16 protein-coding genes and 3 pseudogenes are annotated in these 14,625 nt (G+C 52.3%); 9 read left to right on the top strand and 10 right to left on the bottom strand.

Features of this window, described 5'->3' with window-relative positions; all coding sequences use genetic code 11:
• Nucleotides 1–200 (top strand): annotated as a pseudogene (locus tag KOR42_RS24575) (hypothetical protein); the annotation flags it as partial.
• 27 nt (nucleotides 201–227) lie between these two features.
• Here KOR42_RS24575 and KOR42_RS24570 read toward each other — a convergent pair.
• From KOR42_RS24570 to KOR42_RS24555, 4 genes are all read right to left on the bottom strand, one after another.
• The gene (locus tag KOR42_RS24570) at nucleotides 228–434 is read right to left on the bottom strand and encodes a hypothetical protein (RefSeq protein ID WP_197441553.1); all 207 of its coding nucleotides are present in this window, start codon (nucleotides 432–434) and stop codon (nucleotides 228–230) included.
• 31 nt (nucleotides 435–465) lie between these two features.
• Nucleotides 466–1,767 carry an alkaline phosphatase family protein gene (locus tag KOR42_RS24565; RefSeq protein ID WP_146512478.1) on the bottom strand — a complete coding sequence of 434 codons (1,302 nt, stop codon included), beginning with the start codon at nucleotides 1,765–1,767 and terminating at the stop codon, nucleotides 466–468.
• A gap of 224 nt (nucleotides 1,768–1,991) precedes the next feature.
• Nucleotides 1,992–2,648: a tRNA (guanosine(46)-N7)-methyltransferase TrmB gene (trmB, locus tag KOR42_RS24560; RefSeq protein ID WP_146512477.1), complete on the bottom strand. Its 657-nt coding sequence runs from the start codon at nucleotides 2,646–2,648 to the stop codon at nucleotides 1,992–1,994.
• 248 nt (nucleotides 2,649–2,896) lie between these two features.
• A complete protein-coding gene (locus KOR42_RS24555; protein ID WP_146512476.1) occupies nucleotides 2,897–4,420 on the bottom strand; it encodes a hypothetical protein in 1,524 nt (507 codons plus the stop codon).
• 111 nt (nucleotides 4,421–4,531) lie between these two features.
• On the opposite strand from KOR42_RS24555, the gene KOR42_RS24550 reads away from it, so the two are divergent.
• A complete protein-coding gene (locus KOR42_RS24550; RefSeq protein WP_146512475.1) occupies nucleotides 4,532–5,818 on the top strand; it encodes a Gfo/Idh/MocA family protein in 1,287 nt (428 codons plus the stop codon).
• A gap of 206 nt (nucleotides 5,819–6,024) precedes the next feature.
• On the opposite strand, the gene KOR42_RS24545 is transcribed toward KOR42_RS24550, so the two are convergent.
• Nucleotides 6,025–6,435, bottom strand: coding sequence for a hypothetical protein (locus tag KOR42_RS24545; RefSeq protein ID WP_146512474.1), 411 nt, complete (start codon nucleotides 6,433–6,435; stop codon nucleotides 6,025–6,027).
• Nucleotides 6,436–6,698: 263 nt separating this feature from the next.
• On the opposite strand from KOR42_RS24545, the gene KOR42_RS24540 reads away from it, so the two are divergent.
• Nucleotides 6,699–7,040 carry a hypothetical protein gene (locus KOR42_RS24540; protein ID WP_146512473.1) on the top strand — a complete coding sequence of 114 codons (342 nt, stop codon included), beginning with the start codon at nucleotides 6,699–6,701 and terminating at the stop codon, nucleotides 7,038–7,040.
• A gap of 80 nt (nucleotides 7,041–7,120) precedes the next feature.
• Here the strand turns inward: KOR42_RS24540 and KOR42_RS24535 are convergent, their stop codons facing one another.
• Entirely contained in the window at nucleotides 7,121–8,170 is a 1,050-nt protein-coding gene (locus tag KOR42_RS24535; protein WP_146512472.1) for a prenyltransferase/squalene oxidase repeat-containing protein, read from the bottom strand.
• 82 nt (nucleotides 8,171–8,252) lie between these two features.
• A complete protein-coding gene (locus KOR42_RS24530) occupies nucleotides 8,253–9,074 on the bottom strand; it encodes a DUF1028 domain-containing protein (protein ID WP_146512471.1) in 822 nt (273 codons plus the stop codon).
• A gap of 984 nt (nucleotides 9,075–10,058) precedes the next feature.
• On the opposite strand from KOR42_RS24530, the gene KOR42_RS24525 reads away from it, so the two are divergent.
• Together KOR42_RS24525 and KOR42_RS24520 are read left to right on the top strand one after the other, a co-directional pair.
• A complete protein-coding gene (locus KOR42_RS24525) occupies nucleotides 10,059–10,502 on the top strand; it encodes an SRPBCC family protein (RefSeq protein ID WP_146512470.1) in 444 nt (147 codons plus the stop codon).
• A gap of 130 nt (nucleotides 10,503–10,632) precedes the next feature.
• The gene (locus KOR42_RS24520; protein WP_146512469.1) at nucleotides 10,633–10,944 is read left to right on the top strand and encodes a cell division protein CrgA; all 312 of its coding nucleotides are present in this window, start codon (nucleotides 10,633–10,635) and stop codon (nucleotides 10,942–10,944) included.
• Between the two features lie 193 nt (nucleotides 10,945–11,137).
• On the opposite strand, the gene KOR42_RS24515 is transcribed toward KOR42_RS24520, so the two are convergent.
• Both KOR42_RS24515 and KOR42_RS24510 read right to left on the bottom strand, forming a co-directional pair.
• A complete protein-coding gene (locus tag KOR42_RS24515; RefSeq protein ID WP_146512468.1) occupies nucleotides 11,138–11,554 on the bottom strand; it encodes a hypothetical protein in 417 nt (138 codons plus the stop codon).
• Nucleotides 11,551–12,114 carry a hypothetical protein gene (locus KOR42_RS24510; protein ID WP_146512467.1) on the bottom strand — a complete coding sequence of 188 codons (564 nt, stop codon included), beginning with the start codon at nucleotides 12,112–12,114 and terminating at the stop codon, nucleotides 11,551–11,553. The genes KOR42_RS24515 and KOR42_RS24510 overlap by 4 nt, the downstream gene beginning before the upstream one ends.
• A gap of 213 nt (nucleotides 12,115–12,327) precedes the next feature.
• On the opposite strand from KOR42_RS24510, the gene KOR42_RS24505 reads away from it, so the two are divergent.
• The 4 genes and pseudogenes from KOR42_RS24505 to KOR42_RS27730 all read left to right on the top strand — a co-directional run bounded on the left by KOR42_RS24505 (nucleotide 12,328) and on the right by KOR42_RS27730 (nucleotide 14,398).
• On the top strand, nucleotides 12,328–12,873 hold the full coding sequence (locus KOR42_RS24505; RefSeq protein WP_146512466.1) for a MerC domain-containing protein: 546 nt from the start codon (nucleotides 12,328–12,330) through the stop codon (nucleotides 12,871–12,873).
• A 518-nt stretch (nucleotides 12,874–13,391) separates the two neighbouring features.
• Nucleotides 13,392–14,141: a serine/threonine protein kinase gene (locus tag KOR42_RS24500; RefSeq protein ID WP_146512465.1), complete on the top strand. Its 750-nt coding sequence runs from the start codon at nucleotides 13,392–13,394 to the stop codon at nucleotides 14,139–14,141.
• 14 nt (nucleotides 14,142–14,155) lie between these two features.
• Nucleotides 14,156–14,236 (top strand): annotated as a pseudogene (locus tag KOR42_RS28005) (hypothetical protein); the annotation flags it as partial.
• A 6-nt stretch (nucleotides 14,237–14,242) separates the two neighbouring features.
• The gene (locus KOR42_RS27730) at nucleotides 14,243–14,398 is read left to right on the top strand and encodes a hypothetical protein (RefSeq protein ID WP_231741120.1); all 156 of its coding nucleotides are present in this window, start codon (nucleotides 14,243–14,245) and stop codon (nucleotides 14,396–14,398) included.
• 27 nt (nucleotides 14,399–14,425) lie between these two features.
• Here the strand turns inward: KOR42_RS27730 and KOR42_RS24490 are convergent.
• Nucleotides 14,426–14,625 (bottom strand): annotated as a pseudogene (locus KOR42_RS24490) (hypothetical protein); the annotation flags it as partial.

The following is a 14,625-nucleotide window of genomic DNA, read 5'->3' as shown; positions in this document are numbered from 1 at the left end:
ACGGTAAGCTGAATGGCGAGTACCGCTCACAGATGACCAGGACAGAACTCGAAACAAAAGGATACGGCAGACGCTGGCTTGTGGAATCATTCATGAGCGGATTGAAGCGAACCACAGGTGCCGCACTCTCAGCCAGAAGCGAGAAAGCCCTGTTCGTCGAAGCCGCCCTCAAAGTCCTCGCCTACGCCCTGAGGCGTTAGCCCACGATCAAAACCTGTGATTTGTTTTCAACACAGCACTTCCTCTTCAGCTTCTCCAAACAGAAAGTACACCCCTGGGAGATCGAGTTCTCTACGTAGTTTGCCTTGTGCGAGATCGCTCCGGGGAATCAAGATTGCTTGAACGATGCGAGTGGTGATTTCGGCAATTCGAATTCCTCGTGGTTCACCGGTGGGTAGGTAAATCTGGATCGTCTTTGCTGTCGCTGTGGTCATTCTGTTGAGCCCATTCGTCATGTAAGTTGAGTTACTTCACTCCGAATTCGGTGAGGATCAGTTTGGCGACATCGATGTCGCGATAGTTTTCGGCGTCGAGAGGAGTCGATGAGATCAAGACTCCGGGGACTCCCGGGTAACCGTGTGAGCCTTTGACGAGTGTTGCGTCGAGTGGCGTCTGTTTGCTTGGCATGTCGATGAACATTTCAACGGGGTCGTAACCCGGTTTTCGATGGATGTCGACTGTGCGCGCAAACGATGGGGCCTTGGCGTCATCGTTCCACCAGTAGTAGGCGAACCAGGCATCTGGTTTGGAAATGAGGACGATTTCGCCCGAACGAGGATGGTTGAGGTTGTACTTGTCTCGCTCGCTTCCGACGAGAACTTCATCGACCAGCGGATGATCTTTGAAGAGTTGGGCGACGGATTCGATCGTCTGTTCTTCTTTCACGAAGACATGAGCAAGCTGATGGTCAACCATGGCCCAAGCTGCGGACTCGCCTGGGACGAGGTATTCAAGGCCATCACGCTCGTCGAGATGGAGGAATCCTGCATCTCGCAAAACGCGGTTCGGATAAGCGACGTCGTTCACTTCCGTGATAACGTATTCACTTGCGATCAGCCACCGAATTTCTCCCATGCCAGCGGATTCGTAGCCTTCGATCAGTCGACCAAGAGACTTGTCGAGATCAATGACGGCCTGCTGAGCTTCGGGGCTGTTGGGACCAAGTTTCTGGGCTGCGTAATCGAGATGGGTAATATAAATGTAAGAGAACTGCGGCTTGAATTGATGAGCGGCCTTGATTGCTGAATCGATGATCCAGTCACTCGACTTGATATTGGCGATCGGTCCCCAGAAATTCATCAGCGGGAAGTGTCCCAATTCGTCGCGGAGTTCTCCGTAGAGTTCTTGAGGCTTCGTGTAACACCAAAGCGACTCCGAGCCATCGGGGTTGTGAATGGGAGCAGGTGTGCAGATGTAATCAGCCCCTGCCCCTTTCGAGTGCATTGGGAACCAGACGGCCGAAGTGATCGATGGATCGTGAGTGTGCAACCGATCCCAGATTTGCGGCGCTTCGATACACTCGTTCCAGGCGGTCCAAAGTTCGACTTCTCCTTTGTCGCGATAGAAGAATCCATTCGCGATCACGCCATGTTCATCGGGGAGAACTCCTGTCGTCAGATTTGCCTGCACCGGACAGGTGACGCAAGGGAAGGAGGCTTGCAAAGGACGCGAGCCTCCACGTTGATTGATTTTTTGCAAGTTGGGCATCTGCGCGAGGTCTTCGGCCCGCAGCCCGGGAATCGAAACAAGAACAGTTGTCATCGGCATTGTTGAAGCGCCTCTCAGTGATGATCTCAGTGGATGGTGATTCTAAAACGTGTGAATCGATCGGCTCTTTGACTGATCCGTCGAGTTTCTGGCAACTTGTTCCCGAGCACTCAGTTCGGGCTGTCTGGTCGTTTCGTTTGCTTGCGAGAATCCGTTAAGGGCGAACCGAAGAGTGGTCTCAGCGAGATTGGGGCACTAGTTCGATGTTGTTTGTGTGGCGGACATTAGTCATCAGCTTCGAGTGGTTTGCGTTGCCACTTGCCGCGATGAATGGGAAGGCCAAGCTTGCGTTTCTTGCGTTCGTAGCTTGTCTGATAGTCCATGTCATCTTCGGGCGGACGCTCTGCGGGCGGAGGGAGTGTTTCGAACTTCGGGTGATGATCGAGGAGCGAGGAAATGACTCCAAAGTATTCTTCGACATCTGTCCACGAGTGAAACAGTCCGCCCGGGACAAGCAGGTTCGCGCATTGATCGACGAACTTGTCGTTGACGATTCTTCGTGAGCGATGCTTTCGTTTCCACCATGGATCGGGAAAGTAAACATGAATTGCATCGACCGAATGCGGTTCGATCATCTTGTTGAGTGGGACATTGGCGTCCCCTCCGATCACGCGAGCATTGGTGAGGTTTCTGCGTTTCAATCGCGCAGCCCCGCGCCGTCCTTCTCGGAAATCGATTTCGAGTCCAAGAAAGTTGCGATCCGGACACGCTTCTGATGCGTGAACGAGAAACAATCCTCTCCCGCATCCGATATCGATTTCGACGGGATTGTCGTTGCCGAAGAACTCGGCCCAATCAAGTCGGCCGTCGTACAACTCCTCAATATCATCGTGAGCAAAGAAGAACGGCTTCAGGTCGACAGAAGGTGGCGATTTTTGCATGGTTTACTTCAAATTCATTCCGCAGAAACCCGGATTATAGAGCATTTCGAATGCATTTCCTGCTCGCGAGGAATGAATTCACGAGCAAATTTCCCAATGTCCGCAAGTCAATTTATTGTGGTGATTTGAGGGAAGTCAGCGAGAAGGGGTTCAGGGCTTTTCTCACCACTGAGACCAAGTCGCTATCGAGATAATTGTGACCGGGAATTGGTTTGATTCAACGAGGCGATCGAAAGTCTTTGCGGCTTTCAGTTGCTCGGATCTTCTTTCGAGAAGAGGTGCGGGAATCGTTCACGTACCGGCGGACCGTCGCGGTCTCCTCGTGTCCAATTTCGGAGCGACTCCAGTGCTCGCTGGCCGCGATGAAAGTAAGGTCGGTCGAGAGATTCAAAGTAACTTGTGAATTGATCCCGACTGGTTTCCTTCCAGTTTTCGGGGAGATCAACGAATCCCGTGTCTTCCATCCACTCCACAAGTAAGAGGGCGATTTCGTAATGCCCTTCAAAACTCGGATGCACGTGATCGACAAGCCACTGGTTTCCGAGAATGTACGTCGTCGTTTGCTTTTCCAGATGGTCGTGCAGATTCAGCAACGGGATTCCGCGTTCGTTCGCGACCTTCTTCATGCTCTCTTCCAGAGGCGTCGTCATGCGAAGCGGACAGACGTCCAGATCGCGAGCTTTCACATAGGCAGCCCGAGCTTCTTCGTGTTGCCCAGCGATTTCCAGGCATTGCCCATATTCAAACCAGTTGTCTGAAGAGTGAGGATCGGCCAAAACGATTTCCGACCAGATCCGGATCGCTTCTCTCAAATCAGTGCGGTAGGAATCACGAGCCGATTCACGAAGGCGTTTGACCTCGTCGAGTTGATCCGCGGTGAGGCGTTCCATTGGTTCGGATTTGAAGGGAAGTTGTCCGCTCAGATTCGAAGGAGGAAGCATGAAAACCAGTGGGACATTGGCTTGCTGTGTGAGTGAGACCATTCGGTTCAGGTTTGATTCATAGTGCATGGCCACTGCCCGACTGTGATTGAAGTCTCGATGGAAGGCTTCAATTCCGTTGCGGTAGTCGAGGATGGTATCGGCATCTGCGGAAAGTGTGGACGAAGGAGAAGATTTCCCGTCTGCAATCATCGTCGTTGCAAGTTGCACCGTCCGGCGTTTCAGAAACCAGTCGGAAGGAGTTTGAATCCATTTCGGAAGTGATTTGATGGTTGAATAGCTGCGGTCTTCGAGAAACTCATTGTGCCCTGTGCAAACGACGATTAAGTCCGGTTCGTATTGAAGGCACTCCTTAAGAATGGGGACGAGTCGATAGCTGGCGTAAGAAACGCCCCCGCAGTTGATCACTTCCCATTGACGACTGAGGTCGGACGTTTCGAGAGCGATTCGTGCAAAGGTGGGGAACGACGTCTCGATCGAATAGGGCCTCCCCTGCACTGTTGATCCGCCGAGGACGAAGATTCGGAAGGTCTGTTCTGCCTTCTGAGCCGGAAAGGCATCGGGAGCGAAGAACTTCAGTCGCCGATTTGAGATCACATATTCGTTGCTTTTCTGATCGAGTTCGAACAGCGGAGAAACTTCTGAGAAGCCGACGAATGGATCGTCACTCAGATCGACTGTGCCAACCCCGGCAATGACGAGAGCAATCTCAAGCACAATGAACGGAACGAGCGCCAGCATCAAAGCTGCGCATCGAAACATGATTCGCTTTTTGCGGGGACGAGCGAGTGTGCGTTGAGGCGGATTTTCGTCAGGAAGCGGTGTGGCCATGAACTCGAAAAATTGGAGACGGATAGTGAGTTGTCCCGTGTGAGAGTGACGTCGTCTCACTCGACAAATTATACTGCATCTCTCGCCACTTCTCCCACCAAGGAATATCGAATGACTTCAATGACCCGCCGCGACTTACTCAAAACGACATCGGCTGCCGCGTTGGCATATGCCTCGACAGGCCCTCTGATCGCGAATCAGGGAGAGCTTCCTTCGCAGAAAATCAATGTGGGTGTCATGGGACTCAGCCGTGGCCGCTCGCTCGCTGTCTCTTATGCACGTCAACCGGGAGTCAACGTGAAGTACGTCTGTGATGTCGATTCATCGCGGGCGGGAAGTGCCGTTGCTCAGTTGGAGAAAGACACGAATCAGGTTCCCGAACCGATCACCGATTATCGTCGCATGCTGGACGATCCCGACCTTGATATCTTCGTCTGTGCTGCTCCCAATCACTGGCACGCCCCGGCCACAATTCTCGCTTGCTCGGCCGGGAAACATGTCTATTGTGAAAAGCCCTGCAGCCACAATCCCTGGGAAGGGGAAATGATGGTCAAGGCCGCTCGTCACCATGATCGGGCTGTTCAATTGGGAACTCAACGTCGTAGCAACACGGGTTACATCGATGCCATCACGAAGATGCACGAAGGGTTGATTGGAAACGTTTATTGTGCCCGTTCATGGTACAACAACTTGAGAGATACGATCGGCATCGGCCGCTTTGCCGAAGTCCCCGGAAATCTCGACTACGAACTGTGGCAAGGTCCAGCTCCACGCGTCCCTTACTATGACAATCGCATTCACTACAACTGGCACTGGTTGTGGCATTGGGGTAATGGAGAATTGGGCAACAACGGAATTCATGCTCTCGACATTTGTCGCTGGGGCCTGGGAGTCGACTTCCCGACGTCCGTTGTTTCCAGCGGGGGACGTTATGCGTTCGACGATGATCAGCAGACGCCCGATACCAACATCGTGACTTTCGAATTTCCGGAAGGAAAGCAAATCTCGTGGCAGGGTCTGAGTTGCAACCGGCACAAAGATTCGTCCGGATTCGTTGCTTTTTATGGCGATCAAGGAGCCTGTGAGATCGATGGAGCCGGCAACTACAAGTTCTTCGACCGGAACGACAAGGTCATCGATGAAGGAGAGTCCACGCTCAGCAATGAACCTCATGTGGACAACCTCATTCAGGCGATCCGCTCAGGAGAGCATCAAAATCTGAATGCGGAAATTGAGATCGGTCACCGAAGTACGCTGCTTTGTCATCTTGGCAATATCTCATACCAGACACGTTCGGCGCTTCAGTGTGATCCGACCAACGGACACATTCTGGACAATGCCCAAGCACAGAATCTCTGGCAGCGAGAATACGAGCCAGGTTGGAAGCCACAGATTTAGGACTCGTCGAGAAACAGTTTCTGAATCGAAAGACGATTTACGAAACGACTCGATCTTCTATTTCGATCCGAATCTTCGATCCACTGTGATGTTGGCTGTTCAGCATCCAGTGGATCGTTTTCGTTTGAGAGGTCGTTGACCGCGGCCGCTCGTCATGGCGAGCCGGGACCGATTTCAGAACGGTATCTATTCAGAAGTGCCTGTATCTATTCAGAAGTGACAGGCGCGGAATCTTCTCGATTCATCATTTCGACTGCTTCGAATCGTGATCGAAACCGTAGCCGGTCAAACCAGGTCGCTCTTCGCAGCGTGGGAGTTTCGGAATCCAGAATATGACGCTTACCTGTGCGTGTGATCAGCACGATTGAACCGTCGCTTCGCACCTCATCGACGACCCAGAATTTGTCGATGCAATAAGCGTACTGATCCCCTCCCGGAGACGGTTTGATATCCCGTGCACGGGGACCCGGGTGTGAACTCCACTTTGTCTTATGGTAGATGACCCAGTCGCCCGCCTGAAATTCTTGTCCTCTTCCTTTAACCATCGCTGTGTCTCGATCCCATCCAGATTCATTGACGATTTGGCCGATTTTGCAGTAAATGCTACGATCGATCAACAGATCTCTATGCTCTGATTAAAATTTCCATGAATTGAAAATACGCGGTTCGATCTTCACTCTCCAACTTACACAATCTGTGGGTGATGCAGTTGTTCGAATGAGAGCTTCTTCAATTTCGGAATTGGATGATTCGCACGAATACCGCGTTCATTCATCGGAAGGATTACGTTCAATCGCGAGCAGAGAATCCACGAAAATGGCGCGAACGCAATTGCCGATAAATTGCTTGTCAGCCCTCAATCTTGAGGAAGGAGAAATATGTGGAACCCCTGAACATCATTGCGGTTGTGGCGTTGATTGGAATCGTGTTCTGGAGCATTCGCGGCAAGAGCAACGCGGTGGTGACGCTCGTTTTCGAAAGAAATGAGTTGACGCAGTGGACGGGGATTTCCAAGAAATGTGCAAGCGAGATTGATGAGTTTGTGAAACGAGATCTCGAAGTCTCAGAACGGATCGTTGTTCGAGGTTTTCCCTCCCCAAACGGAGGGATTCGCTATGAGATTCGAGGAGCCAGTCTCGATCCCGGAACGGAGCAGCAAATCCGCAACTTTCTCAAACAAGTGGTTTGCCATCCAGCCCCACCGAAGACGCGTTGCCAGTAGCCACCCGATTCGTCCGGTGCAGGCGGATTTCCTCGCACAGAAGGCCGTTCCGAAGAGTCCTGAGAAACGACGAAGATCGTTTACCGCTGGTAGATCGGGAGATAGCGGTATTCGACCGCCAGAGCGAGAACTGCCAGCGACGTCGCATAGATTCGCCCAGCTTGGCGTTCGCTCCCGGATCGCGGTGTCCATCCTCCGTCGTCATCCTGTTGCGGAAGAAGCAATGTGACCAGATGCTCATGATTCAGGTCAGCGACGTCGCCGCCGATTTTGAAGAGGCCGATTCCGGTGTAATACGCTCCATAAAAGAAGTAGCTCGACCGGTCACGCAGCGGATTCTCAGCGAGCCACTCGGCACCACCCAATGCTTCCTTGGAATGGTGGGCTCCGCATACTTCAAGGCACGTAATTCCTGTTCCGGTCAACGTGGGAGTGGGGCCATTTCCCGGTTGATACCCGAATCCCTGATCATTTCGACCGGCACAGTTGCGGACATAATCCACAGCGGCGTCAATCGCTTCGGCAGGCACATCACATCCAATGTCTTTCGCAGCCCGCAGTGCGAGAACTTGCCAGCCGGTAACGCTCAGATCGCTGTCTCGACTGTTCGTCTGATACCGCCAGCCTCCGCGGTGTCGGTCGTTCTTCACGATCGATTGTGATTCGAGAATCAGAAGAATCGCCTTTTCGAGTGCACGTCGAACGATCGGCTCGTCCGCCTCGTCCATCATGCCGACAACTTCCGCCAGCATGAGCGTGCAGATTCCGTGGCTGTACATCGGACCGTGGCTGCGCTGCTGATGAACAAGCATGCCGTTCGGTTGTTGATGTTCGACGACCCAGCGAACGCCCTGATTGATCTGTTCTCCGTAGGGACCCTCGCCCGGAACATGACCTGCCGCGAGGAACGACATCACCGCCAGAGATGTGATCGCCGTCGATTCCCCCCACGATTCCGTGCGCCAGGCACCGACATCTGTTTGCTGAGACGAGAGAAATTTCACAGCCCGGACAATCGAGTCATCGACATCGGCCGACGTGTAATCTTGCCCGTGCACTTCGAACCGAAGATGACACAGGCTCATGATCCCGACAAGAAGTTGGACTTTGAGAATTTGTTGCCGCGACATGAGGGCTCTGCCCCTGCGAAAGAGCGAAAGAAACAAGAGACACTGAATCGATTGTAGCGAATTCGTATTGATAAGTTGTGTGTCAGTTGGAATCCTGATCCGCACTTTCTTCAGGGGCATCTTCCTGTTGCGTTTCCTCGGGTTGCGTTTCCTCGGATTGCACTTTTTCAGAGGGCTCAAGTTTCAATTGCAGAATGCGAGCGAGTTCTTGAATCGGCGTGGCATGATCATCCACACGAAGGTCGATCATCCGGTCATTGAAACCTCCGTACCCTGCCCCGTCTTTCACGACGAGAATTGCAGCTGATTGACGACCACGGATATCCCCACCCGATTGGTCAGCAGCTTGCAGCGCTTCCATGACTCTCCACGCGAGAGGTTTTTCGGATTTCTCAAATGCAGCTGCCATGTTCTCGATGACTTCCGGTCCCGCGAGAATATTGCCTTGGCAGGCATAATGGTCTCCAGTTTTTCCGCCGCACCACGGAAGGCATTCTTCCCCCGTGAATGTGGCAGCGTTTCCGAAACGATCGACGATGCCGACTTGCCGGTTCTGCTTCTGTTCGTCCGCTTCAACAAGGATTTCAAGCACCTCGGCCGCAGATTTTCCTTCTCGCAGGAGCGCCAATCCGTTTGGACCGTAGGACGTATTCGCGAGACTCTGTGTCGCGATCGCACCCGTCTCTGCTTCTGCCCAGGGGACAACATGGCCGACCGCCAGAAACTTGGAAGCAACACCAATGGCCCAGGCTTCCTCTTCGGGGTCATACGCGACGATTGAGAATGTCGCGACGACCTGTGGTCGATCTTTGTCTGAAGTAGGGAGCGTTGGTTCGGCTGCCTGGGAATATGAGATAAGACACAGCAGCGCGCACAGTGCGCTGATCCTTCCAACAACGTTCATCAGGGGTTCCAGATTCTCTGAGCAGTTTTCGAGTAGGAATTGCGGCACACTCGTGCCGATCCAACGAGATTATCTCATTTCGATATTAGTTTTCCATCAAACTCGAATTGGTCAAGAAGACGAAAACGATTCCACTTCATTTGACGAATACTCTTCCTGACCCGTTGCAGAAATCGGGCCAAAAACGAAGGACTGCCCGAAAGAGAGTCCATTTTTACTCGTTTTTTGGTCGGTGCACCGATTCTCTGGACGAGTTCTTTGTTCTTCTGCGACCTTGTAAAATTCGATCGCTGGAGCGGGAAATTGCTTCCAGGCTGAGGACAATGAGCGAAATGTACGCTCCCCAGAGAGAGATTTCCAGGCAATTGAAAAGGACCGGCAGGGAAAATTGCAGTGATTGCTCCTGCTGCAACACAAACGGTGATCCCTTCGACCCAGAGCTGACGCCAGCACAACAAGACAGCAACAAAAAACAGAATGTGCGACAGGGTGTGAATAGCGAGGAAGGGCCACATTGCAGGCCAATAAATGAGTCCGTACGCCGCGAATCCCGGGGCCGGAACCGTTCTCTGCAAAGCAGGAAGAAAGAAGAACGCGATCCAAAGAATGACCGGAATTAATAGCCAGATTCGACTAGACCTCTGCTGACTCACTGCCGTCAAGTCTCGTAATTCTTCATCATTCATGCTGAAGTGTTCTGCATTGAAGAAACTGCAATTAAACACCCAGAGAGTTGTCACTTGGGCTGAATTCTCAGTCGACAGGCTTCATCGAAGTATTGAGCGATTGGATTCATCAACATCTCCAACACTCGTACCGACAGACAACGGGGGCAGTGAACACCTTGACCGATCCAAATTGACTGATTGACTGCAGCGAGGTATCGTCAGTCGATTGTCTTACTCGTTGTTGTTGGAAGATTTTAACACTCAGGCAAGAAGATTACGAACTGTGAATGACAATGTGCCTGAAGTAAGCACCACGATGGTCGTTTCTCAAATGTTGATTCGAAAACCTGTTGCGGAGGTTTTCGAGGCGATCGTCAATCCGGAAATCACGACTCGTTTCTGGTTTTCGCGGAGCAGCGGCAGGCTTGAACCTGGAAAGAAGGTTCGGTGGGATTGGGAGATGTTCGGCGTCGAGGACACTCTGACGGTGAACGAATACGAAGAGAATGCTCGCTTGCTGATCGAGTGGGAATCCGATCCGACCCTCGTGGAATGGCAATTCGAATCTCGGGACGCGGATTCGACTTTGGTGACAGTTTTAAACTGGGGGTTTTTGGGGACGTGTGAAGAAGTGCTGCCTCATACTGTGGCATCCAAAGGGGGATACACAATTGTTCTCGCGGGACTGAAAGCCTGGCTCGAGTTTGGAATTGAGCTCAATCTCATTCGAGATCAGTTTCCCGACGGCTGCCCCGATTGAAGAGACCTTTCCCGGTCGAGGAAGATCGATCGATGCGATTGCAGCAACTTGAAGAGACCGGTGGACAACGTGCGGAGCGATCATGTAAGTCGTGAGTAATCTACGAAGTTGTCTCGACTTGGAGAGAGTCATGCGTCCTTGCCCACACTGTGGAGCCGCATTGGGAAATCAGATTCAAGTCTGCCCGAGTTGCCAATCGGATCTTTCACCGATCAGGAAGCAGTCAACTCAAACCGACTTGCCTGAGACGCAAGACTCACCCGCTCACACCGTTCGCGATTCTGACAATTCACTCTGGATGGAATACCTCCCCCTGCCACTCTTTGCCGGACTCTTGTTCGGAGTTGCCACTTTCCTGGCGATTGGGCCGTGGGGAATTGCAATTGGTTTCGGCGTATTCCTCCTCGCCTTTTTGTTTCGCCTCGTTATCGATCTTGCCTGAAGTTCTGCTCTTTCTCTGTGTCATGAATGAGCGGACAAGACAAGAGTTGAGCGGGGTGTTCCGGCAAGTGGGATAGGCCTAATTCGTTCGTTTGAAGACTTCTGTTGCCGCGATTGAAAGGAACTCCGTTTCATCGACTTCTGCGAGACCCCGCACGACAATAATGTCCCCTTCTTTGAGTCCTAAGAGTTGATCAACGGAAATCGGAGCAATTTCGCCTTCCGCATTTGAGACGGTCACTGTTGCGAGAGAATCTTCCTGCTTCCACTTCCAACTGCAGAATGGACACGTGATCGGCGTCGACGTTGTAGTCCGATCCTGGAAAGGCTTCCGAGACATAGAAGATCGCCTGACTCTCGGCGAACCATTTGGGGAAATTGCGATTCCCGACACGCACGATGAGTGTGACTTCTGTCGGCTCGGCGGCCAGTTGGCGGGCTTCTTCAATGGTGATCGGATTTTCGGGTTCTTCGCTCACCAGTACGCGCGTGCGGATTTCTTCCATCCCCTGAGGAAGTTGCTGGGAGCATCCGGACGTCAGGACTGCTAGCAAGATCAGGATTCGGGCGGACAGATTCGAAAAGGAGAGCAGTTGTCGATTCAACCTCACTGTTCTTCCTCCTTCGTCTGATCGCTCGCTTCCGTTGTACTCGCCTCATTTGAGATTTTTTGAAGCTGTACGATTGCCTGATCGATGTCGGTTGAGACATCCTTCCATGATTGACCGTCTGACTTTCCGTGGATTGTGGAATCCAGGCTCGAGAATGTTTCAAACAGCGTCGTAATTGCTGCTTTGACCTCTTTCTGTTGTGATTCGGTGAGACCAGCATCGGAGGCAAGTTCATCAATTTGCTTCAGGAGATGCCCAATCTGGTGAACGGGGCCGTCCGCCTTTTTGAGGTCATCCTGTTCCATAGCGGACTGAACAGCGTCACGAAGTTCAGTCAGTTGTGTGATGCTTTCAGAGAAGGTTTTTGGCGCCTCCGCAGCTTGATGATCATGCCCATCATGTCCGTCGTGGCCTTCATGGTGGCCATGGTCTTCGTGGTGAGCGTGATCTTCGTGAGTTCCTTCAGTGAGATCTTGGGTCTTCAACGAAGCTCCTTCGTTGCATCCAACAATCAGAAGTGCGGCGACAATCAAGCTGAAATAAGATCGATGGTAGTGCATCGAGGGACTCCACGACTTTTGAAACGAACTGAAAAAATCGAAATGAAACTGCTGACAGTCACTGCAGTGGAGTGCTGTCATCAGACCTTCAGTGTACATTATGGATTTCGTGTGTCGCAATAGTTGCAAAGTCGGATTGTTTGCAATTGGGTTGCAAATAGAGTGGTCTGAGTTATTCTTCGTTTTCCTCGACATTAGGAATCGGAGATTCGAATGACGCGATCACTCTCAAACTTGACCGGATTAATTCTATCGGTGGCGTGCGTGATTCATTGCATGCTCGTTCTCGTCTTCATCTCCAGTTTGTCAAGTTGGGGGCTGGATTGGCTCGCGAGCCTTTATTTTCATCAGGTCCTCGCAATTGTCGGCGTGACGATCGGAATCTGGACGCTTGTTCCCGGATGGCGACTGCATCGACGACACTCTGTTCTGATGTGGGCTGCTTTGGGATTGGTGGTGATGAACTACTCTGCCTTTGCTGGCGGAGACTGTTGCGCAGCTGTTCCGGAATCGTCCGGTGACGAAGCTTCGACCGCTTGTCAAAGTTCGTGCTGTCAATCGACAGTTGATGTCAATCTTGTTGACCAGTCATCCTTGGGATCATTCACAACAGCTTTTTCGTGGCTGTGGAATCATCCGACCGCTTTCGGTGCTGCATGTCTCGCCTGGGCCCATTGCCTGAACGGAGGATGCACACGCAAATGCTGTCAGCGTGAATCGAACGTTGTCACGACCGAGGAAGTTTGCCTCGACGCCTGACTGTTGCGGGCGGCCTTTTCTTCGTATGTGGGCTTCGCCCTCTCTTCGCAGGCTGACTTTGTCGTTCGGCGATTAAGTCACGCGCGGGGCTTTTCTGCGCCGGGCGATCTGTGATTCAATCTCTTTAGGAGACGGCCTCTCCTCTCGACGCATCGCTTTTGCCGTCGCTTCCAATGAGACAGAGAAGAGCCACGAGCACGCTGCGCTGTCAGAAGGCTGGGGAATGGGTTTCGGTTGGCAACCGGTCTGGCAAAATGTTATGAAACCCTGTGATTATTGGGTGCTTCGGGTAGTGGCATCGAATGCACCGGGCTGTCATTGGTCGCACCTTTCATCGGGATGTCGGGGCGAACCGGGGTCAGTCGAAAGACTTTGTTGAATCGCGCAGTGAGAGCACCCATTGAACGAGTTGTCGCGAAATCACATGAGTAACTTCGACAAGTGATTTCCTCGGTTTGTTCACGTCAACGCATAAGAAAGAGCAACTTGCTCACGGCCAGCTGAGGAGCAATAGTACGATGACAAAGAATCGCGCCGGTTTGGTCCGCCAACTTTACCAGGATGCCCGCAAGCAGCCTGACGAAACACGCGATCAATGGCTTGTCAGGCATTGTCAAGACGACTCCGGACTGGTCCGTGAAGTCCAGTCGCTTCTGAGTCAGAACGGGTCTTCTGAAGATGCTCCAATCGGGAAGAAGGGAAACAGCCCAGCCACGACCATCATGTCCGAATCAGAAGAGGATTCGAGCGGTTATGAAGAGCAATCCGTTGCTCGGGACCGAGAGCACTTTCTCTTAAAACTTTCGGAAGTCGGGATTCTTTCCGAAGACGAGTTGCAGGAAATCAGCGCACCCGATGCCGACTGCGATGCTCCGTTGGGACCGCGTGAACTCGCAGCCCAACTCATTTCTAATGGAAAGTTAACAAAGTATCAGGCGAATGCTCTTCTCAAGGGGCAACCTGAGTTACTGATCGATAAGTACCTCATCATCGATCTGCTTGATGTCGGCGGGATGGGAATGGTGTTCAAAGCACTTCACCGGCCGATGAATCGAATCGTGGCGGTGAAGATGATCTCGCCGAAACTTCTCTCTTCCCCGGATCAGGTGAAGCGGTTTCAGAGAGAAGTCCGGCTGGCAGCGACGCTCGAACATCCGAACATTGTCCGGTCCTACGATGCTGACCAGTCAAACGGGGCGCACTTTCTGGTGATGGAATTTGTGCGCGGCCAAAACCTCTCAAAATTGGTCAATAAAAGGGACCATTAACCGCTGCGCGAGCGCTGAACTGTATCCTGCAAGCGGCTCGTGGGCTGCGATATGCCAACAAGCACGGGGTGATCCACCGGGATATTAAACCGGGAAATCTGATGCTGTCTCGCGACGGACTCGTGAAAGTTCTCGACATGGGGCTGGCGAGTATCGACAAGTCTCTTCAACTGAATCCTCTGCCAGACGGGAATGATCCAGATGCGTCACCCGATAAGAATCAATCCTACCTGACAGAACCGGGAATGCTGTGTTGAAAACAAATCACAGGTTTTGATCGTGGGCTAACGCCTCAGGGCGTAGGCGAGGACTTTGAGGGCGGCTTCGACGAACAGGGCTTTCTCGCTTCTGGCTGAGAGTGCGGCACCTGTGGTTCGCTTCAATCCGCTCATGAATGATTCCACAAGCCAGCGTCTGCCGTATCCTTTTGTTTCGAGTTCTGTCCTGGTCATCTGTGAGCGGTACTCGCCATTCAGCTTACCGT

Source organism: Thalassoglobus neptunius, from assembly GCF_007859735.1.
Lineage (GTDB): Bacteria > Planctomycetota > Planctomycetia > Planctomycetales > Planctomycetaceae > Thalassoglobus > Thalassoglobus neptunius.
This window is presented reverse-complemented; position numbering and strand designations above follow the sequence as displayed.